Genomic DNA, 24,984 nt, shown 5'->3' on the forward strand with positions numbered 1-24,984 from the left:
GAAAGCCTATTCAAGTACCGCTTCGAGATCGAAGTGGCACAGCCTGCGATGGACATCTTCCTTGCGCTCACGCACGGAATGGCTCTGGGGCAATACGTCACAGCAGCCATGCAAGAGCTGCAGCACTTCAACCGCCAACTCGGGCTCCCAGCGCTGCAGGCCTGAGTGCTGCAGCTCGTGGTCCAGGTGATCGAGCTGGACTTTGGCCAGGTCATGCTTGCCTGCCAGCAAACACAACCTGGCCAGGCCAAGCCGCCAATGAAACCGGGCACGATCACCTGTTGCGGTTTGCATGCCCTGCTTGAGGGACCGCACAGCCACCTTGAACCCGTCCTTGCGCAGCACGGGCATGACGTCGTGCAACGCTTTGTCCCAAGGCGCAGCCGGGGCATCAGGTGCCGACCTGAGTGGAACCGGGGCTTGCAAATGGCGGGCAACCTGGGTGTTGATCCAGCCACGGGTGACGTCGTCGGCGAAGGGTGTTCCGTCGTGGAAGCGCAGCTGTGCAAGCCCCGGCAAACGCTGGAGCAACAGCGCGAAGTGCACTTCCAGCTCGGTCATGGCCAGGTCGGCCTGGAGTGCCTGCAGGCACTCCCACACCCGGTACAAGCCGTCGAACCAGAAAGGTGCTCCGGCCAGGCTGCCCTCAAGCTCCAGCAGCAGGTCGGTATGCTGCCCTTGGGCAAAGCGCTCCTGGTACCGCTTGAGCTTGTCGGGCGCCGGCCCGCGCAAAGGCGTTACCTGTTCGCTGTCACAGTCCGGAAGACTGGTGATCGTCAGCCAGGTCAACGTTCGGTTCAGACGCAGTGCGCGCAGGTCAGTGGCATTCTGGCGCTGCCACCAGGCCGACAAGGGCCGGGCATGTTCCTGCAGCGTGCGCAGCAACTTGTGGGCGTCCTTTTCGTTTTCCACAATGGGCTCGGGCGCCATCAACTGAGTCGCGACCTGCTTGATATGGGCGATCACCCCTGTGCTACCGCCTGCTGGAGGTTCGCTTTCGGTGGACTGTTGCAATCGGTCCGACAGCTGCCTGCGAACCGGCAGTAACAGTGGCGCATCTTCGAGAAGGTGTTCGGTCCACAACTCGTCCAGCCGCGCCAGGTGTTCGAGCATGCAGTGGAACAAGGGCCGCTGATCCTTGAGCGAAACAGGTTGTGCAAGCACCTGCTCGAGGCGCGGGACCAGCCAGCCAAAGGCGGCACTGCGGGTACGCAGCTTGCCCGGATAAACGACCGCCCAATGATGCTCACAGAGGTAGCGCAGCAATCCGAGGCCTGCGAGTAGCCCGGGGAAGGACTCGCGCTGATGCAAGGCCCAGGTCAACCAGACAGCGACCCGCAAGTCCTTGGACTGGTGGCGTAACAGCGCCTCGCTTTTTTCCACGACCCATTGCCAGTCAGGCTGACTGTTTCCGTGAATGGAGTGCGCCTTGCCCAGTTCAGTTTCAAGCGCCTCATACTCGGTCGAAAAACGCATATCGGCCCCCGCATAACTCGTTTTCGAGTTGGGTGCCTGCGCAAGTTCGAGGTAATAATCGGAAAGCCTGTCTGAGTAAACCATTATGGGCCGCACTTTACTTTCCTGAGCATGTTCAGTGAACTAATGGCCATTCAAGCGCACATCAGGACATTGATTAAAGTTTGCCTTCCCTACGAGAAGAGCACGAACCTTATCCATGCAAAAAGCATTGTTCAAGCCACCAAATAGCAGTTAAGGAGTTTCCTACAAGAATAGAAAAATCACCGACGCGCAAGAATTTGCGCAGCCAAAGCGATAGGCTTCATCATGAATGAGGTGAACTCTGCGAATAACAACGCCCATCAACATGAGCAACTAACTGCACACCCCTGCGCAAACAAATACAACTAAATCGAATTAAAACCTTTAATGCCGCTCAAAATGAAAACCAATAAAACCTTACCCCCCTGCTTTCATTGACGCTCGAACTTTCCGGCACGCTTCTTGATATCGAGCATTACCCGGCCGGCAAGTCCGTCGGCCGGGACGACCTCATTTATCAGGCAAGGAAAACCGTCATGCCAACACCCGCGTATCTATCCATCACCGGCACCAAGCAAGGCTTGATCACGGCAGGCACGTTCACCCAGGACTCGGTCGGCAACATTTACCAGGAAGGCCATGAAGACCAGATCCTGGTGGAAGCATTCCAGCATCAGGTGATCATTCCCCGTGACCCGCAATCCGGCCAGCCCACCGGCCAGCGTGTGCACAAGCCCCTGATGATCAGCAAGGTATTCGATAAATCGTCGCCATTGCTGTTCAGCGCATTGACCTCCGGGGAAATGGTCAAGTGCCGCCTTGAGTGGTACCGAACCTCTTCAGCCGGAACCCAGGAACACTACTTCACCATCGAGTTGGAAGACGCGATCCTGGTGGACATCCAGTCACGGATGCCCAACTGCCAGGACCCGAACAACGCACACTTCACGCACCTGGAGGATGTGTATTTCACTTACCGGAAAATCGTCTGGACCCATGAGGTCTCCGGTACCTCTGGCTCTGATGACTGGCGCAGCCCGGTAGCCGGCTAAGCAGCCACCGAAACAGAAACGGCATCGCCATGGACGGCACCGTTTCTGTCGGCCACTAGACCATCGCCAGCGGATGCTTGCGCTTCGGCGCCCCAAAAACCCGGTCAATCGCGTCCAGGTCGTGCTCATCAAGCACCAGCTTCGCCGCTGCGGCATTGAGCCGGACATGCTCTGGCGTAACAGCCTTGGGAATCGCGATCACACCGTCCTGGCGCAAGACCCAGGCCAGGGAAACCTGGGCGGGTGTGACCTCGTGGCGACGGGCAATTTGCTTGAGGGTCGGGCTGGCCAACAGCTCGCCACCCTGGGCGATGGGACAGTAGGCCATCAAGGGTAAATTGTGTTGCTGCCACCATGGCAGCAGGTCGAACTCGATGCCGCGCTCCTCGATGTTGTAGAGCACCTGATTGGTGGCACAGGCCGGGGAAGCCAGCTCCTGCAGGTCTGCCACATCAAAGTTGGACACACCCCAACGACCGATCTTGCCTGCCTCACGCAAGCGCTCGAAGGCTTCTACCGTTTCTTCAAGGGGGTATTGCCCACGCCAATGCAACAGATACAGATCAATGTAGTCGGTGCCCAGGCGCTGGAGGCTGGCCTCACATGCACGTGGAATGCCCTTGTGGCTGGCATTGTGCGGGTACACCTTGCTGACCAGGAACACCTGGTCGCGCTTGCCGCGAATCGCCTCGCCGACGACTTCTTCGGCACCGCCTTCGCCATACATTTCAGCGGTATCGATCAGGGTCATGCCCTCATCGATACCCAGTTGCAACGCGGCCACTTCGGCGCTGCGCTTGCCGGGATCCTCGCCCATGCGCCAGGTCCCCTGGCCGATGACAGGGACGGGTACGCCGGCCAGATCAATGGTGCGCATGACAACCTCCTGATGAATTTGCGAATTAACAGTGTGGCACCGACTGGACAAAAGGGTTCAATCGAAGGAAGGTGGCCCTTTCCATCCCAGCCATAGAAAGGGCATGCAATGCTGTTTGTGGTCATGTTGGGGGGTAAGCACCCCCGGGCGAAAATCGAAGTGCATGATGTGGTGTTCGCCGTCGCCGACACCCTGGAAGCCGCCTACCCGCAACTGCGCGAGGGCTGGTTTGGCAGCCAGAAAGGTGTGCATATCGACTCCTGGATGACGGTGGATGGCGTTGACGGCTGGAAAGTCCAGCTCAGCCACCTGGCGCCGAACGCCGGGGCGCCGCGCCTGTACTTCATCAACCTGGGCGGGTATGAATCGAACGTCTTTGGCGAGGCACACCACTACCTGCTGGTGGTTGCGCGCACGGCCAGGGAGGCGGCAGCCCAAGGCAAACAGCAGATGCTCACGCACTGGACGCAATCCCACACCGACGGCGTACTGGATATCGACGACTGCCTGCCCATCGACCTGGTAGACGGGCGCTACATCCACCTGGAACCCGGCGTACACCGCCCGGTCATCACGCGAAACGACTACATCGTACTGCCCTGACCGCCTCCTACCCGAACGGGGTATGGCGCCCCACCCGCCACCTGCCTGAAAGTGCAATCAGCCCCTCGGCCTGACAACAAGCACAACATCAAGGTGGGTTCGCCATGCATAAAGCCGTTATCGCCCTGTTCAGCGCTGTCTTGCTTGCATCAACGTCCGTCAGCCAGGCCGCTGACGACCCGGGCAACACCTTGCGCATTTACAACTGGGCCGATTACATCGGGGAACACACCCTCGCCGACTTCGAGAAAGCCACCGGCATCAAGGTGATCTACGACACCTACGACTCCTACGAAACCGTGCAGGGCAAGCTGCTGTCCGGGCGCTCGGGTTATGACCTGGTGGTGCTCAACGCGTCCCTGGTGCCGCTGCTGATCAAGGCCAAGGCCTTCCAGCCCCTCAACAAAGCGCTGCTGCCGGACTGGAACAACCTCGACCCGCAAGTGCTGAAAAGCCTGGAAACCCATGATCCGGGCGTGACCTATTCCGCGCCTTACACCTGGGGCAGCAATGGCGTGACCTACAACATCGACAAGATCAAGGAACGCATGCCGGATGCGCCCATCGGCTCCCTGGCGATGATCTTCGATCCCAAGATCGTTTCGCGCTTCGCCGACTGTGGCATCACCTTCATGGACTCCCCCACCGACATGATCCCGCTGGCCCTGACCTACCTCGGCCTGGACCCCAACAGCGTGGCGCCCAAAGACCTCAAGGCCGCTCAGGACGTGCTGATGGCCGTGCGCCCGTACATCCGCAAATTCGACTCCAGCGGCTTTATCAACGGCCTGGCCAATGGCGAGCTGTGCATGGCCACCACCTGGTCCGGCGACTACGCCACGTCCCAGGCCCGGGCGGCGGAAGCCGGGGCCAAGGTCAACCTGGGTTACTTCATCCCCAGGGAAGGCTCGCTGATCTGGTTCGATAACTTCTACATCCCGGCCGACGCACCCCATGTGGCGAATGCCCACAAGTTCATCGAGTTCCTCCTGCAACCCGAGGTTATCGCCGGCGTCAGCAACACCATTCACTACGCCAACAGCAACCTGGCCTCCAAGCCCTTCGTAAATGCCGATATACGCGACAACCCGGCCATCTACCCGGACTCGGCGACGATGCAACGCTTGTTCACCCAGAAAAGCCAGTCCCAAGCCGCCGTGCGCCTGATCACCCGTACCTGGAATGCCGTGAAGACCGGCAAGTGAAACCCAGCCATTGAAGGTAAACGCCATGACCCTGCCAAATCCTGACTTTTTCGCCCAGTTCGACCACGACCAACTGGACGCCGCCGACAAGGCCCATTACATGCACGGTTTTCATATGTTCGACGAACACCGTGAACAAGGCTCACTGAATATCGCGGCGGGTGACGGCGCCTACATCTACGACACCGCCGGCAACCGCTACCTGGATGCGGTCGGCGGCATGTGGTGTACGAATATCGGCCTGGGCCGCGAGGAAATGGCAGACGCCATCGCCAACCAGGTTCGCCAGCTTGCGTACTCCAACCCGTTCTGCGACATGGCCAACGTCACCGCCATCGAACTGTGCGCCAAGCTTGCCAGCCTGGCTCCCGGCGATCTTGATCATGTGTTCCTGACCACCGGCGGCTCCACCGCCGTCGATACTGCCTACCGCCTGGTGCAGTTCTATCAGAACAGTCGCGGCAAGCATGAGAAGAAACACATCATCTCGCGCTTCAGTGCGTATCACGGCTCGACGTTCCTCACGATGTCCATCGGCAACAAGGCCGCCGACCGCGCGCCGGAATTCGATTTCATGAGCGACTTGTTCCACCACATTTCATGCCCCAACTACTACCGGGCGCCGCAGGGCATGAGCGAGGCGCAGTTCCTCGATTTCCTGGTGGATGAGTTCGAAGACAAGATCCTGACCATCGGCGCCGACAAAGTGGCCGCGTTCTTTGCCGAACCGATCATGGGCTCGGGCGGCGTGATCATTCCGCCCAAGGGTTACCACCGGCGCATGTGGGAAGTCTGCCAACGTTATGACCTGCTCTACGTGGCGGATGAAGTGGTGACGTCCTTCGGCCGGCTGGGAAAATTCTTTGCCTCCCAGGAAGTGTTCGACATGCAACCGGACATCATCACCACCGCCAAGGGCCTGACGTCCGGCTACCTGCCGTTGGGCGCGTGTATTTTCTCGGAGCGCATCTGGCAAGTGATCGGCGAGCCGGGCAAGGGCCGCTGCTTTACCCACGGGTTCACCTACAGCGGCCACCCGGTGAGTTGTGTGGCGGCGCTGAAGAACATCGAGATCATCGAGCGGGAAAACCTGCTGGCCCATGTCGAAGACGTCGGTGTGTACCTCGAACAGCGCCTGCAAACCCTGGCCAACCTGCCGCTGGTGGGCGATGTGCGCTGCCAGCGGCTGATGGCCTGCATTGAGTTCGTCGCCGACAAACACACCAAGGCGCTGCTGCGGGACGCGGTGAACATCGGCGAGAAGATCCACCTGCGGGCCCAGGCCAAAGGATTGCTGGTACGGCCCATTGGCCACCTGAATGTGATGTCGCCGCCGCTGATCATCACCCATGCCCAGGTGGATCAAGTGGTGGAAATCCTGCGCCAGTGCATCCTCGACACCGCCGAAGAGCTGCGCCAGAGCGGCGAGTATCAAGGCCGATGAGCCTGGGCGCCCCGGTGCTTTTGCCGGGGCCCTGGCCGGCGGGTAGACTGGCCGGCATGAACCAGCATGCCGATCACTGCCCTGCCCCGTCCTTCCAGGTGCTTGACGCCTGGAATGGTGCGTTGGCCCACGCCTTCGCCAGCGTCGACGAAGCGTCATTTCTCGAACACCTGGCCTGCGCCCTCAGTGCGCTGACCCCTATCGAATCGATGATGATCAGCCTGGAGCGCCAGGGCCAGGCGCCACACTTGCTCTACCAGCAAGGCATCCCCCGGCCGCACTACGAAGAGATCATCAACCGTTACTTCTCCCGGGGCTACCTGCTGGACCCGTTCTGCCTCGCGGTAGACAAGGGCCTGGCCGAAGGTTTCTACCACCTGGCGCAGATCGCCCCGGACGATTTCTTCAACAGCGAGTACTACAAAACCTACTACCTGCGCAGCGGCGGCGCCCAGGAGAGCTACTACATCGTCGACCTGTGCCCCAACAGCAAGATTTCGTTGTGCATGTTCCAGGGGCTGAGTGCCGGCCAGTTCAGCGACGAACAACTGGCACTGCAACGAACCGCCCAACCCATCGTGCGCGAACTGCTGCGCCGCTTCGGCACCACGGGCGGGCTGTGCAAGGTGATCAGCGACGAGGCCTTCACCCAGACCCAGGTGCATCAGCAGATTGAAGCGGCGTTCATGCATTTTGGCAGCGGCGTATTGACCGTGCGCGAACGGGAAATCGCCCATCTGATATTGCGTGGGCACTCGGTGAAATCCACCGCGCAGGTGCTGGGCATTTCCCCGGAAACCGTGCGCATGCACCGCAAGCATTTGTATACCAAGCTTGAAATCAACTCCCAGGCGGAGCTGTTTGCGCTGTTTATCGATTGGCTGACCCACAGCGGCGTAATGGCCCGATCCTGACCGTCCAGGCAACCCAGGGGAACTTTGCCAGGAAATAACCACCTGAATCCGGTACGCTCAGCATTTTTACCCAAGGAGATACCCCTCATGGCCAAAGCCACCGCCCGTCACATCCTCGTTGCCACCGAAGACAAGTGCAACGAACTGAAAGCGCAAATCGAAGGCGGCGCCGACTTCGCCGAAGTTGCCAAAGCCAACTCGTCCTGCCCATCCAGCCGTCAAGGCGGCGACCTCGGTTCGTTCGGCCCGGGCCAAATGGTCAAGGAATTCGACACCGTCGTATTCAGCGCCCCGGTCAACACCGTGCAAGGCCCAGTGAAAACCCAGTTCGGTTATCACCTGCTGGAAGTAACCAGCCGTCAGGACTGATCCAGTCCGCGCTAATGTTTAAAACAACGGCCCGCCCTTTGGTGGGCCGTTGTGCATCTGTGACAGTGTGATGACTGGCGAGGCGTACGTGCATAGCGTACAAATCCCTTTACCTCTTCACCCGGCGCCCAAGGCTGATAATGCGAGTCGCTTTTTCTACCCTGTTTTGCTCCACCCTGGCCCTGTTGCTGGCCAGCACCGCCGTGATCGCCGCGCCGCAATCGGCATTGACCGTGTACGGCGAGCCGGCCAAATACCAACCCGGCTTCACCCATTTCGACTACGCCAACCCCAATGCCCCCAAGGGCGGCAGCCTGCGGCGTTCGGCGATCGAAATCGGGCGCTACGACCATGTACTGCCTTATGGCGACAAAGGCATCGGGGTCAGCCAGGTCGACGGCTGGCTGTATTCGCCCCTGGCCCTGCGTTCGCTGGACGAACCCTACACGGTCTACGGCCTGGTGGCGGAAAAGATGGAGCGGTCAGACGACGGTCTGTCCCTGCGTTTCTACCTGAACCCCAAGGCGCGTTTCGCCGATGGCCAACCGATCACCGCCGAAGACGTGCGTTACTCCTTTGACCTGCTGATGACCCAGGGCAGCCTGCGCTACCGCACGCTGTTCGCCGACGTCAAACACGTCGAAGTCGAAGGCCCGCGCCAGGTGCGCTTCGATTTCGCAAGCAATGAAAACCGCACCCTGCCCCTGGATGTCGCGACCCTGCCGGTGTTCCCCGAACATTGGTGGAAGACCCGCAACTTCGCCGACGGCGGCGGCTACGAGATTCCCCTCGGCAGCGGCCCCTACACCATCAGCAAGGTGGATGCCGGCAACACCATCACGTTCAAGCGTGACCCGAACTGGTGGGGCAAAGACCTGCCCATCAGCCGCGGCCTGTACAACTTCGATCACCTGAGCCTGGAATACTTCGGCGACACCGAAGTGGCGCGCCAGGTCCTGCGGGGCGGTGCCTACGACTTCAACCGCGAATTCTCTGCCACCGGCTACTCCATCGGCTACAACGGCCCGGCCCTCGATGATGGCCGCCTGCAACGCGCGCACCTGGCCAAGGAGGCACCGCAGCCGGCCCAGGGCTACGTGTTCAACGTGCAAAAACCGATGTTCAAGGACCGCCGCGTGCGCCAGGCCCTGGCTATGCTGTGGGACTTCGAGTGGGCCAACCGGCAGATGATGCGCAACATGTACATCCGCCAGCAAAGCTTCTTCTCCAACAGCCCGCTGGCGGCGACCCAACTGCCGGACGCCCAGGAGCTGGCGATTCTGGAACCCCTGCGCGGGCAGATTCCCGACGAAGTCTTTACCCAGGTGTTCAAGGCCCCCACTACCGACGGCACCGGGATGATCCGCGACAAGCAGCTGCAAGCCCTGGCCCTGCTGGAACAGGCCGGCTGGAAGCCCGACGGTGACAAGCTGGTGAATGCCGAGGGCGAGCCGCTGGAGTTCACCTTCCTCAACGCCCAGAACGGCCTTGAGCGCCTGTTGTTGCCGTACAAGCGCAACCTGGCGCAGATCGGCATCACCCTCAACATCCGCCGCATTGACTCCTCGCAATACGTCAACCGCCTGATGGCCCGGGACTACGACATGATCGTCACCGGCTTCCCGGTTACCACCTCGCCGGGGATGGAGCTGTACAACTACTTCGGTTCGGCCGCCGCGTTTGATACCGGCGCCAACAACTACATGGTGCTGAAAGACCCGGCCGTCGACAGCCTGATCAACGGCCTGGTCAAGGCCGATACCCAGTCGCTGATGCTCAGTTACGCCCACGCCCTGGACCGCGTGCTGCAATGGAATTACCTGTGGATCCCCAACTACTACCCGCCGGGCACCTCCGCCGCGTGGTGGAACCGCTTCGGCCGCCCGGCCGTGGAAGCCAAGACCGATGAGGCCCTGGAAACCTGGTGGGAAATCAGCCCCACACCGCTCACTAACGAGCAGATGAAAGCCGAACTGACCAAACGCCCGGGAGCCCGCTGATGTTTGCCTATATCGTGCGGCGCTTGCTGCTGATCATTCCCACCCTGGTGATTATCCTGCTGGTGAATTTCGTTATCGTGCAGGCCGCGCCCGGCGGGCCGGTGGAACAGGCCATCGCCCACCTGCAAGGCATCGGCGGCGGTGGCGTCGGCGGCTCGTCTGCCGAAAGCCTCAGCAGCGGTTCAAGGGCCAGCCGAGGCCTGGACCCGAAACTGATCAAGGACATCGAAAAACAATACGGCTTCGACAAGCCCGCGCCGGAACGCCTGTGGCTGATGCTCAAGAGCTACGCCCAGTTGGACTTCGGCAACAGTTTCTTCCGTGGCAAAAGCGTGACCGACCTGATCCTCGAAAAGATGCCGGTGACCATTTCCCTCGGCCTGTGGGCCACCTTGATCACCTATCTGGTGTCGATCCCGCTGGGGATTCGCAAGGCGGTGCGCCATGGCAGCAGTTTTGATGTGTGGAGCAGCACGGCGATCGTGATTGGCTATGCGATGCCGGCGTTCCTGTTTGCGATGTTCCTGATCGTGGTGTTCGCCGGCGGCACTTCGTTGAACTGGTTCCCGGTGCGCGGGCTGGTCTCGGAAAACTTCGACCAGTTGAGCACCGTCGGCAAGATCGCCGATTACTTCTGGCACCTGGTACTGCCGGTCAGCGCCCTGGTGATCGGCGGCTTCGCCACCTTGACCATCCTCACGAAAAACTCGTTCCTCAATGAAATCACCCGCCAGTACGTGGTCACCGCCCGGGCCAAAGGCTTGAGCGAACGTCGGGTGCTGTACGGGCATGTGTTCCGCAATGCCATGCTGTTGGTGATCTCGGGGATTCCCCAGGCATTTATCGCGGTGTTCTTTGCCGGTTCGCTGCTGATCGAGGTGATCTTCTCCCTCGACGGCCTCGGTCGCATGAGCTACGAAGCTGCAGTTTCACGGGATTATCCGGTGGTGTTCGGTTCGTTGTTTATCTTCACGCTGTTTGGCCTCTTGATAAAACTCATCGGTGACCTCTGCTACACCCTGGTGGACCCGCGTATCGACTTCGCCGCGAGGAACGCCTGATGCTCAAGCTCTCTCCCGTGGCCCGTCGGCGCTTTGAACGCTTCAAGAAAAACCGCCGCGGCTGGTGGTCGCTGTGGCTGTTTATCGGCCTGTTTATCCTGACCCTCGGCGGCGAGTTGATCGCCAATGACAAACCCCTGGTGCTCAGCTACCAGAACGAACTGTATTTCCCGGTGTTCAAGCGCTACACCGAGCAGGAGTTCGGCGGGCAACTGCCGTTCCAGGCGGATTACCGCAGTGAATACGTGCAGAACCTGATCAAGAAGGACGGCGGCTGGATGCTGTTCCCGCCAATCCCGTTCAGCGACGACACCCCCAACTATGAGCTGACCCGCCCTGCCCCCAGCCCGCCCTCCAGCGTGAACTGGCTGGGCACCGATGACCAATCCCGCGACGTGCTGGCGCGGGTGATCTTCGGCGCCCGGGTGTCGATCCTGTTTGCCCTGGCCCTCACGGCCATCAGCGCCGCCATCGGCATCGCGGCGGGTGCGTTGCAAGGTTATTACGGCGGCTGGGTCGACTTGCTCGGGCAACGAATATTGGAAGTGTGGTCCGGGCTGCCGGTGCTGTATCTGTTGATCATCCTGTCAGGGTTTGTCGAACCGAATTTCTGGTGGCTGCTGGGGATCATGGCACTGTTTTCCTGGCTGGCCCTGGTGGACGTGGTGCGCGCCGAGTTCCTGCGGGGGCGCAACCTGGAGTACGTCAAGGCCGCGCGGGCGTTGGGCCTGGGGGACGGCAAGATCATCCGCCGGCATATCCTGCCGAATGCGATGACCGCTACCCTGAGCTACCTGCCGTTCATTTTGACCGGGGCGATTTCTACCCTGAGCGCCCTGGATTTCCTCGGTTTCGGCATGCCCGCCGGCAGCGCGTCATTGGGTGAGCTGATCGCCCAGGGCAAGCAGAACCTGCAAGCACCGTGGCTGGGGCTGACCGCGTTTTTCACCCTGGCGCTGATCCTGTCGTTGCTGGTGTTTATCGGCGAGGCGTTGCGTGACGCCTTCGACCCACGCTCATGAAGGCCGTTGAGATGACTGAAAACCTGATCGAGATTCGCGACCTGAGTGTCGCCTTCAACGGCCAGACCGTGGTGCGCAAGCTGTGCCTGGACGTGCGCCCCGGCGAGTGCCTGGCGCTGGTGGGCGAGTCGGGTTCGGGCAAATCGGTGACCGCCCATTCGATCCTGCAACTGCTGCCCGAAGCCGGCACCGAAACCACCGGTTCGGTGCGCTATCGCGGCCAGGAACTGCTCGGCGCCTCGCCCGCCACCCTGCAAAAACTGCGGGGCAACCGGATTGCGATGATCTTCCAGGAGCCGATGACGTCCCTGAATCCGCTGCACAGCATCGAGAAGCAGATCGGCGAAACCCTGCTGTTGCACAAGGGCCTGGGCGGCAAACAGGCCCAGGCGCGGATCCTCGAATTGCTCGAACTGGTGGGCATCCAGAAGCCCCGGGAACGCCTCAAGGCCTACCCCCACCAACTCTCCGGCGGCCAGCGCCAGCGGGTGATGATCGCCATGGCCCTGGCCTGTGAACCGGAACTGCTGATTGCCGATGAGCCGACGACTGCACTGGATGTGACGGTGCAGCGCAAGATCCTGCTGCTGCTCAAGTCCCTGCAACAACGCCTGGGCATGTCGCTGCTGCTGATCAGCCACGACCTCAACCTGGTGCGCAGCATTGCCCAGCGGGTGTGCGTGATGAAGGCCGGGGAGATTGTCGAACAGGCGGATTGCGAAACCCTGTTCTGCGCGCCGCAGCACCCTTACAGCCGCCTGCTGCTGGATGCTGAACCGGCAGGCATCGTCTTGAATCACGAGGCGCGGGAGACGGTGTTGCAGGTGGATAACCTGAGTGTGCAGTTCCCGCTGGGCGGCGGGCTGTTCCGGCGCAAGCAGTACCTGCAAGCGGTGGATGGCATCAGCCTGGAGGTACAGCGCGGCAAGACACTGGGGATTGTCGGCGAGTCCGGCTCGGGCAAATCCACCCTGGGCCAGGCGATTCTGCGGCTGCTGGATTCCAGCGGCACGATTCGCTTCCAGGGCGAGGCCCTCGACGGCCTGACGCAAAAGCAGATGCAGCCGTGGCGCAAGCAGATGCAGGTGGTGTTCCAGGACCCGTTCGGCAGCCTCAGCCCGCGGATGTCGGTGGCGCAGATCATCAGCGAAGGCCTGGAAGTGCATGCGCCGTGCAGCCTCAAGGACCGCGAAGCCCAAGTGATTCGCGTGCTGGAAGATGTGGGCCTGGACCCTGCCAGCCGCCATCGCTACCCCCATGAATTCTCCGGCGGCCAGCGCCAGCGCATCGCCATCGCCCGTGCGCTGGTGCTCAAGCCGGCGCTGATCCTGCTGGACGAACCCACCTCGGCGCTGGACCGTACCGTGCAGAAACAGGTGGTCGCCCTGCTGCTTGAGCTGCAGGAAAAGTACGGCCTGACGTACCTGTTTATCAGCCATGACCTGGCGGTGGTGCGGGCCCTGGCCCACGACATGATCGTGATCAAGGACGGCAAGGTGGTGGACCGCGGGCCCAGCGATGAAGTGTTTGCCGCGCCTCAACACCCCTACACCCGGGAACTCCTCGCGGCGGCGCACCCATGAGCACCACTGGCAGCCTCAAGGATTACCAATACGTTCGCGGCCTGGCGATCCAGTCGCTGTTCGAGATCATCGAGCAGTCCAGCGAAGGCACGGTGATTGTCGACGGTGACGCGAACATCGTCTGGATGAACGAGCGCTACGCCAAGCGCTTCGGCCTGAAAAGCGCCGACGAAGCCATCGGGCAACCCTGCGAGCAGGTGATTTCCAACAGCCTGTTGCGCCAGGTGGTGCGTAACGACCAGCCGATATTGCTGGATATCCAGGACACGCCCAAAGGCCCGCTGGTGGTGATGCGCCTGCCGATCCATGACGACGCCGGCAAGGTGATCGGCGCCATCGGGTTTGCGTTGTTTGATGAGCTGCGCAACCTGTCGCCGCTGATCGAGCGTTACCTGAGCATGCAGCAGGAACTGGCTTCCACTCGGTCGCTGCTGAGGTCGCGGCAGAGTAAATACAACTTCGCGCACTTTATCGGCACCAGCGCGGCCAGCCTGGAAGTCAAACGTCGGGCGCGGCGCAGTGCGAGCGCGGAGTCGCCAGTGTTGCTGCTGGGGGAAACCGGGACCGGCAAGGAGCTGCTGGCCCAGGCGATTCATGGTGCATCGCCTCGCGCCCATAAAGCTTTCGTCAGCATCAACAGCGCAGCCATCCCGCATGATTTGCTGGAGGCGGAATTCTTCGGCACCGCGCCCGGCGCATTTACCGGTGCCGACCGCAAGGGCCGCCCCGGCAAGTTGCAGATTGCCCAGGGCGGCACGCTGTTTCTGGATGAGATCGGCGACATGCCGCTACCACTGCAAAGCAAATTGCTGCGGGTGTTGCAGGAGAAAGAGTTCGAGCCGGTGGGCTCCAACGAGATGATCCACAGTGATGTGCGGGTGATTGCGGCCACGTCCATGGACCTGGAAGCGGCAATCAAGCGCGGGGAGTTTCGGGCGGACCTGTATTACCGGCTGAATGTGCTGCCGATCCAGGTGCCGCCGTTGCGCGCGCGGCTGGATGATTTGCCGGCGTTGAGCGAGGCGATTCTGGAGGAGTTGCGCAGCCAGCATGAGCTGGACCGCGAGGCCTTGGCGTTATTGGCGCAGCATGTGTGGCCGGGGAATATCCGCGAGCTGCGCAATGTGCTGGAGCGGGCGGCGCTGTTGAGTGATGACCTGGTGCTGGATGCCAGTGAAATTCGCGCAGCAATTGGTACATTCAGCCCGGTTGAGCAGAGTTCGGTAGAGACCGTTGAGGGCGAGAGTTTCAGCGCGGCCCGGGAGCGGTTTGATCGGCAGGTGATTGGGGCGGCGTTGAAGCACTGTGAGGGGAATGTGGTGGAGGCGGCGAAGCGGCTGGGGCTGGGCCGGTCGACCTTGTACAAGAAAATGGTTGCCTTGGGCATCGCCTAGTCTCAAAAAAGAGACACAATTCCAAATACAGAGAAAATCCAATGTGGGAGCGGGCTTGCTCGCGAATGCGGTGTGTCAGTGCCTGAATTACTGCCTGATACACCGCATTCGCGAGCAAGCCCGCTCCCACATTTGATCTCCAACAGTCTCAAATTCGGGACAAAACTTGAGAACACTCTCACAGATCAAGAATTTCTCTATATATTTCAACAGGTTAATAACTTGGCACACATCTCGCTATAGCCCCTCCCCACCGCCTCACCCCCACAAAAATAACAATCAGATGGAGACACACCATGAGTGTGATCATTGCCCTAGCGGCCCTGGCGCTGCTGATGCTGGCCGCCTACCGTGGCTACAGCGTCATCCTGTTCGCCCCCATCGCCGCCCTCGGCGCCGTGCTGCTCACCGACCCTTCCGCCGTCGCTCCCGCGTTCACCGGGGTGTTCATGGAGAAAATGGTCGGCTTCCTCAAGCTGTATTTCCCGGTATTCCTGCTCGGCGCGGTGTTCGGCAAGCTGATTGAAATCTCCGGTTTCTCGCGCTCCATCGTCGCCGCCGCGATCCAGTTGCTCGGCACCCGCCAGGCGATGCTGGTGATCGTGCTGGTGTGCGCCCTGCTGACCTACGGCGGCGTGTCGCTGTTCGTGGTGGTGTTCGCGGTGTACCCGTTTGCCGCCGAGATGTTCCGCCAAAGCAATATCCCCAAGCGCCTGCTGCCGGCGACCATCGCCCTCGGCGCGTTCTCGTTCACCATGGACGCCTTGCCCGGCACGCCGCAGATCCAGAACATCATCCCCAGCACCTTTTTCAACACCACCGCCTGGGCCGCGCCGTGGCTGGGGCTGATCGGCACGATCTTCGTGTTCTGCGCCGGCATGCTGTACCTGGCCCGCCAGCGCAACAAGGCCCAGCGCGCCGGTGAAGGCTATGGGACCGAGCTGCGCAACGAGCCGGAAACCGCCGAAGACATCAAGCTGCCCAACCCATGGATCGCCCTGTCGCCGCTGCTGCTGGTGGGCATCATGAACCTGCTGTTCACGCACTGGATTCCGCTGTGGTACGGCAAGACCCACACCCTCAGCCTGCCGGGCATGAGCGTGCCGGTGCAGACCGAAGTCGCCAAGCTCACGGCAATCTGGGCAGTGCAGGCGGCGTTGCTGGTGGGAATCATCGTAGTGCTGGTATTCGGCTTCTCGGCGATTCGCAGCAAGCTCGCCGAGGGCAGCAAGAGCGCGGTCAGCGGGGCATTGCTGGCGGCGATGAACACCGCTTCGGAATACGGTTTTGGTGCGGTGATCGCCTCGCTGCCGGGCTTCCTGGTGCTGGCGGACTGGCTCAAGGGCATTCCCAACCCATTGGTCAACGAAGCGATTACCGTGACCCTGCTGGCCGGTATCACCGGTTCCGCCTCGGGCGGCATGAGCATTGCGCTGGCGGCCATGTCGGAGAGCTTTATTTCAGCGGCCCATGCGGCCAATATCCCTCTTGAAGTACTGCACCGGGTCGCCGCCATGGCCAGTGGCGGCATGGACACCCTGCCCCACAACGGCGCCGTGATCACGCTGCTGGCGGTCACCGGGCTGACCCACCGCGAAGCCTATAAAGATATTTTCGGCATCACGATCATCAAGACCCTCGCGGTGTTCGTGGTGATTGGTACTTTCTACGCCACCGGCATTGTGTGAGGTTGATATGACGACATTGAACGGCAAGACCGCCCTGGTCACCGGTTCCACCAGCGGCATCGGCCTGGGCATCGCCCTGAGCCTGGCCAAGGCCGGCGCCAACCTGATCCTCAACGGCTTCGGCGATGCCAGCGCGGTGATCGCCCAGGTGCAGGCCTTCGGCGGCAAGGTCGGGCATCATCCGGCCGACGTCAGCGACCCGGCGCAGATCGCCGAGATGATCGCCTACGCCGAGCGCGAGTTTGGCGGCATCGACATTCTGGTGAACAACGCCGGGATCCAGCATGTGGCGCCGGTGGACGAATTCCCGGTGGAGCGCTGGGATTCGATCATTGCGATCAACCTGTCGTCGGTCTTCCACAGCACGCGTTTGAGCCTGCCGGGCATGAAAGCCAAGGGTTGGGGACGGATCGTCAATATCGCCTCGGTGCATGGGCTGGTGGGTTCGGTGGGCAAGGCGGCTTACGTCGCTGCCAAGCACGGGGTGATCGGGCTGACCAAGGTGGTGGGCCTGGAGACCGCCCAGAGTAATGTCACCTGCAATGCCATCTGCCCGGGCTGGGTGCTGACGCCGCTGGTGCAGAAGCAGATTGATGACCGCATTGCCAGCGGAGTTGACCCGCAGCAGGCGCAGCAGGATTTGCTGGCGGAGAAGCAGCCGTCGCTGGAGTTCGTGACGCCGCCGCAATTGGGGCAGCTGGTGCTGTTCCTGTGCAGCGAAGCCGGCAGCCAGGTGCGGGGCGCGGCGTGGAATATCGACGGCGGCTGGCTGGCCCAGTAAACGACGATTCCCAAGACACCGCAGCTCAAATGTGGGAGCGGGCTTGCTCGCGAATGCGGTGTATCAGTTAACACATCTGGAACTGACCCACCGCATTCGCGAGCAAGCCCGCTCCCACATTTTGATCGGTGTCGTTAGATAGATCAGATAATAAAAAAGAGATTTCCTTATGTCCGAAATACTCTGGCAACCCTCCCCCGAACGCATCCACAACACCCGGATGGACCAGTTCCGGCGCTTCATCAATGATCGCCATGCCTTGCAGATCAGCGACTACCCGGCCCTGCACCAGTGGAGCATCGACCAGCGCCCGGACTTCTGGCAGTCGATTGTCGAGTTTTTTGAGGTGCAGTTCCGCACGCCGCCCAGCGCGGTGCTGATCGAAGACGCCGAGATGCCCAGCGCCCAGTGGTTTCCCGGCGCTACCCTGAACTTTGCCGAACACCTGCTGCGCCGCCGCGACGATCACCCCGCCGTGGTCGCGATCAGCGAAGACGGCCAGCGCGAGCAACTGACCTACGCCGAACTGGCCCGCCATGTCGGCGGCCTGCAACGCAGCCTGCGGGCGGCCGGCGTGGGCGTGGGGGACCGGGTGGCCGCGTGCATGCCCAACACCTGGCAAACCCTGGTAGGCATGCTCGCCACCACCAGCCTCGGCGCCATCTGGTCGTGCTCCTCGCCGGACTTCGGCACCCAGGGCGTGATCGACCGCTTCGGCCAGATCGAACCCAAGGTGCTGATCACCTGCGCCGGTTACCGCTACGCCGGCAAGGTCATCGACCAAAGCAGCAAGCTCAATGAAATCCTCGAACGGCTGCCGTCCCTGCAACAACTGATCATCGTGCCGTATGCCCGCCCGCAGGCGCGTCCCGAGGAGTATCAGACCCGGGCCCACGTCGCGCTCTGGGACGACTTCTACAGCCCCGGCGGCGAGCCCGATTTCGTCGCCGTGCCCTTCGATCAGCCGCTGTACATCCTCTATTCCAGCGGCACCACCGGCGTGCCCAAGTGCATCATCCACGGCACCGGCGGCGTGCTGCTCACCCACCTCAAGGAGCACGGCCTGCACGCCGACCTGTCGCGGGACGACTGCCTGTTCTACTACACCACCTGCGGCTGGATGATGTGGAACTGGCTGGTATCGGTACTGGCCATCGGCGCCACGGCGGTGCTGTATGACGGCTCGCCGTTTCACCCCGGGCCGGAACGCCTGATGGACCTGATCGACCAGGAAAAAATCAGCGTGTTCGGCACCAGCCCCAAGTTCCTTGCCACCCTGGAGAAAGCCGGGCTGCAACCGCGGCTGAGCCATGATCTGGGCAGCCTCAAGGGCCTGATTTCTACCGGCTCGCCGCTGTCGCCCCAGAGCTACGACTACGTGTACCGCGAGATCAAGCCCGAGGTGTGCCTGTCGTCGATGTCGGGCGGCACCGACATCGTGTCCTGCTTCGTGATCGGCAACCCGGTGCTGCCGGTGCGCCGTGGCGAGATGCAGTGCAAGAGCCTGGCAATGGCTATCGAAGTGTGGGACGACCAGGGCCACCCGCTGGTGGGCGAAAAAGGCGAACTGGTGTGCACCCGGCACTTCCCGGCAATGCCCATCGGCCTGTGGAATGACCCGCACCAGGAAAAACTGCGGGCCTCGTATTTCAGCCAGTTCCCGGGCGTGTGGGCCCAGGGCGACTACGCCGAACAGCGACCCAATGGCAGCTTGCTGATCCATGGCCGCTCGGACGCCGTGCTCAACCCCGGCGGCGTGCGCATCGGCACCGCAGAGATCTATCGCCAGGTGGAAAAAGTGCCTCAGGTCCTGGAAAGCCTGGCCATCGGCCAACGCTGGCAGGATGACGTGCGGGTGGTGCTGTTTGTGCGCCTCAACGATGGCATCGAACTGGACGACGGCCTGGAGCAGCAGATCCGCCAAGTGATCCGCGCCAACACCACGCCGCGCCACGTGCCGGCGAAGATCCTCGCGGTGACGGATATCCCGCGCACCATCAGCGGCAAGATCGTCGAGCTGGCGGTGCGCAACGTGGTGCATGGCGAGGCGGTCAAGAACACCGACGCACTGGCCAACCCCGAGGCGCTGGAGCAATTTCGTGATCGCCCGGAGCTGGCAGAAAGATGAAACGTTTTAGCCTTTAAGCACTCATTTGAAGACAAACCCCTCAAGCATGCTATTTTTCGAGGGTGGAAAGCCGGCCCCGGGTCGCGGGATAATCGGCTTTTGTCATTCTTCAAGCGTTACGCGCAGGGCATTTACATGAACGTATCACCCACCGGCAGCGAGGCCGCAGCACTGATTGCGCGGCTGGACTGGGCACGAAGCCCCCTCGGTGACGCCATTGATTGGCCGCAAAGTCTCCGTACAGCCGTCGACATCGTGATCCATTCACCGATGCCGATGCTGTTGCTGTGGGGTGCCGAACTCACCCAGATCTACAATGACGGCTTCGCAATGCTGGCCGGCAACAAGCACCCGGCCGCCTTCGGCCAACCGGCTGACCTGATCTGGCCTGAGCTCAAGCCGTTTACCGACCCGATCTACAGCGCCGTCCTCATGGGCCAGGTGCGCACCTTCACCGAGCAGCGTTTCGTCCTGCAGCGCAACGACCGCGACACCGAGATCTGGCTCGACCTGACCTACAGCCCGATCCGCGACGAACGTGGCGAGGTCGCCGGGATCCTGATCACCGCCATCGAAACCAACGAGCGCCGGCGCATCGCCCTGGAACTGCAGCAGCGCACCGAGAACAGCCTCAAGGCCCAGCGCAACACCGAGCAGCGCCTGCAGTTGGCCCTGGCCGCCACCGATGCCGTGGGCACCTGGGACTGGGATATCGGCGAAGACCGCTTTATCGCCGACGCCCATTTCGCCCAATTGCACGGTGTTGACCCGTGCGACGCCGACCTGCTGCCCATCAGCGACTACCTGCAAGGCGTGCACCCCGAAGACCGTGGCATGGTGGCCCGCAGCATCAAGCACTGCATCACCCACGGCACCGAGTACGCCGAGGAATACCGCCTGCAGCGCGCCGACGGCGAAGTGCGCTGGGTGTTTGCCCGGGGCCGCTGCTACAAGGACCACCATGGCCGACCGGCGCGTTTTCTCGGCGCCGCCCTCGACCTGACCGAACGCAAGCACACCGAACAGGCCCTGCGCCAAAGCCAGACCGAGCTGCAACTGATCATCAACGCCATGCCGGTGTTGATCGGTTATGTCGACCACGAGCAGCGTTTTCGCCTGAACAACAGTGCCTACCTGGACTGGTACGGCATGACCCCGCAGGAGCTGTACGGCAAGAGCATCCGCGAAGTCGTGGGCGACGAAATCTATGCCGGGCGCGTCGACAAGATCGAGGCGGCACTCAAGGGCAAGGCCTGCAGTTTTGTCACCGTCACCCCGCACCATGACGGGCGGCCACGCCACGCGCTGATGAAGTACCTGCCGCGTTTCAGCGCTGACGGCTCAGTCAACGGTTTCTATATTTTTGTAATCGACGAGACCGAGCGCAAACTGACCGAAGAAGCCCTGCGCCACCTCAACGAAAACCTCGAAGAGCGCGTCAGCCAGCGCACCCAGGCCCTGGCCGAAGCCAACCAGCGCCTGCAAAACGAGATGTTCGAGCGCGAGCGTGCCGAAGACGCCCTGCGCCATGCCCAGAAGATGGAAGCGGTCGGCCAGCTCACCGGCGGCATCGCCCATGACTTCAACAACATGCTCACCGGGATCATCGGCAGCCTGGACCTGATGCAACGCTATATCGCCGCCGGGCGCAGCGACGAGATCGGCCGTTTCACCGACGCCGCCGTATCCTCGGCTCATCGCGCCGCTGCGCTGACCCATCGCCTGCTGGCCTTCTCCCGCCGCCAATCCCTGGACCGCAAGCCGGTCGACCCGAATCAATTGGTGGCGTCCCTGGAAGACCTGTTCCGCCGCACCAAGGGCGCGCACATCGAACTCAAGGTGCAACTGGGCACCGACGTGTGGCCGGTGAACACCGACGCCAGCCAGCTGGAAAACGCCCTGCTCAACCTGGTGATCAACGCCCGCGATGCGATGCCCGACGGTGGGCAATTGTGCATCGAGACCGCCAACAGCTACCTCGACGGCACCGACATCACCACCCTGGAACCGGTCAAGGCCGGCGACTATGTGATGCTCGGCGTGAGCGACAACGGCGCCGGCATGACCGCGAAAATCCTCGCCAAGGCCTTCGACCCGTTCTTCACCACCAAGCCCATCGGCCAGGGTACCGGCCTTGGGCTGTCGATGATCTATGGGTTTGCACAGCAATCCGGCGGCCACGTGACCATCCAAAGCGAACCGGGCCAGGGCACCTGCGTGCGCCTGTACCTGCCGCGCCTGCATGGCACGGCACTGGAGCGGACCACGCCCGCTACCCAGGGCGAAGCCCCGGTAGCGCTGGAAGGCGAAGCCGTGGTGGTGGTCGAGGACGACCCGGCAGTGCGGATGCTGGTGGTGAATGTGCTGGATGAACTGGGCTACACCGCACACCAGGCTGCGGATGCACGGGCGGCGCTGCCGTTGCTGGAGTCCGACTTGCGCGTGGATTTGCTGGTGACTGATGTGGGCTTGCCGGGGATGAACGGCAGGCAACTGGCGGAAATCGCCCGGCAACACCGGCCGGACCTGAAGGTGCTGTTCATGACCGGTTACGCCGAGAAAGCCGCCGAGCGCCAGGGGTTCCTGGAGGAAGGCATGGACATGGTGGCCAAGCCGTTTTCGATTGACCTGCTGGCCAACAAAATCCGCAGCATGATCAGCTCAGAGGCCTGACTTCAGGCATAATCGCGCGCCGTTTCACATCAGGACCGATCAATGAAAGCCCAAGCCCGTCACATTCTGGTGAAAACCAGTGAGGAAGCCGAACAGCTCAAGCAGCGTATTGCCAAGGGCGAAGCGTTTGATGTGTTGGCCAAGAAGTACTCCACCTGCCCTTCCGCCAAGCGCGGCGGTGATTTGGGTGAAGTGCGGCCGGGGCAGATGGTGGGGGTGATTGATGCGGTGATCTTCAAGAAGCCCGTGAAGGTGGTTCATGGGCCGATCAAGAGCAAGTTCGGGTATCACCTGGTGCAAGTGTTTTACCGCGATTGATGGCTGATCGTTCCCACGCTCCGCGTGGGAATGCCTCACCTGACGCTCTGCGTCCGCTCTTGGGACGCAGAGCGTCCCTGGCTGCATTCCCACGCGGAGCGTGGGAACGATCAGCGTTAGTCTCGGGGAATAAGTGCACCCGGCACCTGAATCACCCGGCTCGCCAGCCGATGCCCGGCCAAGGCTGCTTCCTGCGGCGAACCGCCCTTGAGCCGACTGGCCAGGTACGCCGCACTGAACGAATCCCCCGCCGCCGTGGTGTCGACCACCTTCTCCACCACCAACGCCGGCGCCTCGAACCGCTCCCCCTCACAGCGAATCAAACACGCATCCGCCCCGCGCTTGAGCGCCACCTCGGCAATCGTCGGGTACGCCGCAAACACCTGCTCGCTGTCTTCATAGCCGAACAACGCCCGTTCGTCATCCTCGGTCAGCAAGGCGATATCCACCTCGGCCAACACCGCGTGATACGCCGCGCGTGCGGCGTCCATGCTGGCCCACAGGCGTGGCCGGTAGTTGTTGTCGAACACCACCTTGCCGCCGCGCTTGCGGGTTTCGACCAGGGTTTCCAGCAGGCGCGCACGGCCCACTTCTCCCAGCACCGCCAGGGTGATGCCGCTGAAATACACCACGTCGTACGTCGGCAACGCTGCCAGGATCGGCTCGGCCGCCGGTGTGGTGAAGCAGTCGCGCACGGCCGCTTCATTGCGCCAGTAGAGGAATTTGCGCTCGCCGTTGGCATCGGTCTGGATGCAGTACAAACCCGGCAGGCGCCCGGGCAGGCGCTGGACCATGCCCAGGCCCAGGCCTTCTTCGGCCCAGTGCTTGCACATGGCATCGCTGAAGCTGTCATCGCCCAGGGCGGTGACGTAGTCGACGGTGCTCGGTTCACCCAGTTCGCGGCGCAGGTAGACGGCGGCGTTCAGGGTGTCGCCGCCGAAGCTTTGTTGCAGGCTGCCGTCGGCGCGGTGTTGCAGTTCGATCATGCATTCGCCGATCAGGGCGATGCGCGGTTTTGTGTTCATGCCTGGGGTCTCTCGATGTACTGGAGGGCCTCTTCGCGAGCAAGCCCGTTCCCACATTTGAATGCATTTCAACTGAAGGAACTCGGTCGAATGTGGGAGCGGGCTTGCTCGCGAAAGGCGCGACTCGGTCTAGAAGCAGGTATGCAGGCTTTCGATCACCTGCAATTGCTCATCCACCAGATTACCCACTTGCCACTTGTCGAAGGTCAGGCACGGGTGGGATGTGCCGAAGGAGATGATGTCGCCAATGCGCAGCTCAACCCCCGGTGCGACGACCATGAACGCATGCTGGTCCATCACGGCGGTGACCTTGCACGCGGTCACGTCATCACCCTCGGCTGGCAGCACGCCAGCCTTGTAGCGCTTGAGCGGCACCGGCAGGCCGGCGTCGTAGGCGACGTCGCGCTTGCCCAGGGCGATCACCGCGAAGCCCGGCTCCGGCAGCGACTGCACATGGGCCCAGACTTCCAGCGCCGGGCGCAGGCCTTCGTTGAGGTCGCTGCGACGGTCGAGTACGCAGCACTGCGCGTCTTTGTAGATGCCGTGGTCGTGAGCCACGTAGCTGCCCGGGCGCAATACGCTGAGGAAGCGGCCGGCGGCGTTCTGGGCTTCGAAGGATTCGGCAATCAGGTCGTACCAGGCCGAACCCGAGGCGGTAATGATGGGCTTGGCCAGGTCGAAGGCGCCGCTGTTTTGCAGGTCGACGGCCAGGCGTACCAGGGAGGCGGCGAATTCGCGGATGCCACTGATGGCGTGCTCACCATGGATCACCCCTTCGTAGCCTTCGATGCCGGTGAGGGCCAGCGCAGGCTGGGCCTTGATCGCCTTGGCCAGGTCGAGCACCTGTTGTTCGGTGCGGCAACCGCAACGCCCGCCGACCACGCCGTATTCGATCATCACGTTCAAGCGCAGGCCACGGGCGGCGAAGAACAGGCCCAGGTCGGCGACGTTGTCCGGGTGGTCGACCATGCAGTGGAAGTCGAATTCGGGGTCGGCCAGCAGGTCGGCGATCAGCGCCATGTTCGGCGCGCCCACCAGTTGGTTGGCCATCAACACCCGGCGAACCCCACCGGCGTACGCAGCGCGGGTCTGCACGGCGTTGGCCAGGGTGATGCCCCATGCGCCCTGCTCGATCTGCCGCTGGAACAGCGCGGGCATCATGCTGGTCTTGCCGTGAGGCGCCAATTGCGCACCGCTGTTGCTGACGAAATCCTGCATCCAGCGGATGTTGTGTTCCAGGGCGTCGCGGTGCAACACCAGGGCCGGCAGGCTGACGTCACGGACCAGATGTGCACCGACGGCGGCGGCGCCTTTTTCAACGGCATTGAAGGCAGACATAAGGGTTTC

At 62.0% G+C, this 24,984-nt stretch carries 19 protein-coding genes and 1 pseudogene; 16 read left to right on the forward strand and 4 right to left on the reverse strand.

The window, feature by feature from the left end; translation table 11 throughout:
• Positions 1-6: 6 nt before the first annotated feature.
• The gene (gene tssA / locus HX818_RS02705; RefSeq protein WP_177019440.1) at positions 7-1,560 is read right to left on the reverse strand and encodes a type VI secretion system protein TssA; all 1,554 of its coding nucleotides are present in this window, start codon (positions 1,558-1,560) and stop codon (positions 7-9) included.
• Positions 1,561-2,036: 476 nt separating this feature from the next.
• On the opposite strand from tssA, the gene HX818_RS02710 reads away from it, so the two are divergent.
• Positions 2,037-2,552: an Hcp family type VI secretion system effector gene (locus HX818_RS02710; protein WP_003208034.1), complete on the forward strand. Its 516-nt coding sequence runs from the start codon at positions 2,037-2,039 to the stop codon at positions 2,550-2,552.
• A 55-nt stretch (positions 2,553-2,607) separates the two neighbouring features.
• Here HX818_RS02710 and HX818_RS02715 read toward each other — a convergent pair whose 3' ends face one another.
• Entirely contained in the window at positions 2,608-3,429 is an 822-nt protein-coding gene (locus tag HX818_RS02715) for an aldo/keto reductase (protein ID WP_003208032.1), read from the reverse strand.
• A 108-nt stretch (positions 3,430-3,537) separates the two neighbouring features.
• Here HX818_RS02715 and HX818_RS02720 point away from each other — a divergent pair, with 108 nt between their 5' ends.
• The 15 genes and pseudogenes from HX818_RS02720 to HX818_RS02790 all read left to right on the forward strand — a co-directional run.
• Positions 3,538-4,032, forward strand: coding sequence for a DUF1543 domain-containing protein (locus tag HX818_RS02720; RefSeq protein ID WP_003208031.1), 495 nt, complete (start codon positions 3,538-3,540; stop codon positions 4,030-4,032).
• A gap of 104 nt (positions 4,033-4,136) precedes the next feature.
• Positions 4,137-5,237, forward strand: coding sequence for a polyamine ABC transporter substrate-binding protein (locus tag HX818_RS02725; protein WP_177019441.1), 1,101 nt, complete (start codon positions 4,137-4,139; stop codon positions 5,235-5,237).
• Positions 5,238-5,262: 25 nt separating this feature from the next.
• Positions 5,263-6,681: an aminotransferase gene (locus HX818_RS02730; protein WP_177019442.1), complete on the forward strand. Its 1,419-nt coding sequence runs from the start codon at positions 5,263-5,265 to the stop codon at positions 6,679-6,681.
• 56 nt (positions 6,682-6,737) lie between these two features.
• Entirely contained in the window at positions 6,738-7,595 is an 858-nt protein-coding gene (locus tag HX818_RS02735) for a response regulator transcription factor (protein WP_032899610.1), read from the forward strand.
• A gap of 87 nt (positions 7,596-7,682) precedes the next feature.
• Entirely contained in the window at positions 7,683-7,964 is a 282-nt protein-coding gene (locus tag HX818_RS02740) for a peptidylprolyl isomerase (protein WP_003208024.1), read from the forward strand.
• Between the two features lie 140 nt (positions 7,965-8,104).
• Positions 8,105-9,964: an extracellular solute-binding protein gene (locus HX818_RS02745; protein WP_003208022.1), complete on the forward strand. Its 1,860-nt coding sequence runs from the start codon at positions 8,105-8,107 to the stop codon at positions 9,962-9,964.
• Positions 9,964-11,025 carry a microcin C ABC transporter permease YejB gene (locus HX818_RS02750; protein WP_003208021.1) on the forward strand — a complete coding sequence of 354 codons (1,062 nt, stop codon included), beginning with the start codon at positions 9,964-9,966 and terminating at the stop codon, positions 11,023-11,025. The genes HX818_RS02745 and HX818_RS02750 overlap by 1 nt, the downstream gene beginning before the upstream one ends.
• A complete protein-coding gene (locus HX818_RS02755) occupies positions 11,025-12,047 on the forward strand; it encodes an ABC transporter permease (protein WP_003208019.1) in 1,023 nt (340 codons plus the stop codon). The genes HX818_RS02750 and HX818_RS02755 overlap by 1 nt, the downstream gene beginning before the upstream one ends.
• A gap of 11 nt (positions 12,048-12,058) precedes the next feature.
• Positions 12,059-13,630 (forward strand): ABC transporter ATP-binding protein, encoded by a 1,572-nt coding sequence (locus HX818_RS02760; protein WP_177019443.1) that lies wholly within the window; start codon positions 12,059-12,061, stop codon positions 13,628-13,630.
• On the forward strand, positions 13,627-15,024 hold the full coding sequence (locus tag HX818_RS02765) for a sigma-54-dependent Fis family transcriptional regulator (RefSeq protein WP_177019444.1): 1,398 nt from the start codon (positions 13,627-13,629) through the stop codon (positions 15,022-15,024). Before HX818_RS02760 ends, HX818_RS02765 begins: the two co-directional genes overlap by 4 nt.
• Positions 15,025-15,320: 296 nt before the next feature.
• Positions 15,321-16,712, forward strand: coding sequence for a GntP family permease (locus HX818_RS02770; protein ID WP_003208013.1), 1,392 nt, complete (start codon positions 15,321-15,323; stop codon positions 16,710-16,712).
• 7 nt (positions 16,713-16,719) lie between these two features.
• A complete protein-coding gene (locus tag HX818_RS02775) occupies positions 16,720-17,493 on the forward strand; it encodes a 3-hydroxybutyrate dehydrogenase (protein ID WP_177019445.1) in 774 nt (257 codons plus the stop codon).
• A gap of 169 nt (positions 17,494-17,662) precedes the next feature.
• Positions 17,663-19,621: an acetoacetate--CoA ligase gene (locus HX818_RS02780; protein ID WP_177019446.1), complete on the forward strand. Its 1,959-nt coding sequence runs from the start codon at positions 17,663-17,665 to the stop codon at positions 19,619-19,621.
• Between the two features lie 135 nt (positions 19,622-19,756).
• A complete protein-coding gene (locus HX818_RS02785) occupies positions 19,757-22,294 on the forward strand; it encodes a PAS domain-containing protein (RefSeq protein WP_177019447.1) in 2,538 nt (845 codons plus the stop codon).
• A 27-nt stretch (positions 22,295-22,321) separates the two neighbouring features.
• Positions 22,322-22,612: pseudogene (locus HX818_RS02790) on the forward strand (peptidylprolyl isomerase); the annotation flags it as partial.
• A 116-nt stretch (positions 22,613-22,728) separates the two neighbouring features.
• On the opposite strand, the gene HX818_RS02795 reads toward HX818_RS02790, so the two are convergent.
• A complete protein-coding gene (locus HX818_RS02795) occupies positions 22,729-23,637 on the reverse strand; it encodes a sugar kinase (RefSeq protein ID WP_177019448.1) in 909 nt (302 codons plus the stop codon).
• Between the two features lie 129 nt (positions 23,638-23,766).
• Entirely contained in the window at positions 23,767-24,975 is a 1,209-nt protein-coding gene (locus HX818_RS02800) for an amino acid deaminase (protein WP_102369341.1), read from the reverse strand.
• Positions 24,976-24,984 lie beyond the last annotated feature (9 nt).

The organism is Pseudomonas sp. F9001, assembly GCF_013385435.1.
Taxonomy (GTDB): domain Bacteria; phylum Pseudomonadota; class Gammaproteobacteria; order Pseudomonadales; family Pseudomonadaceae; genus Aquipseudomonas.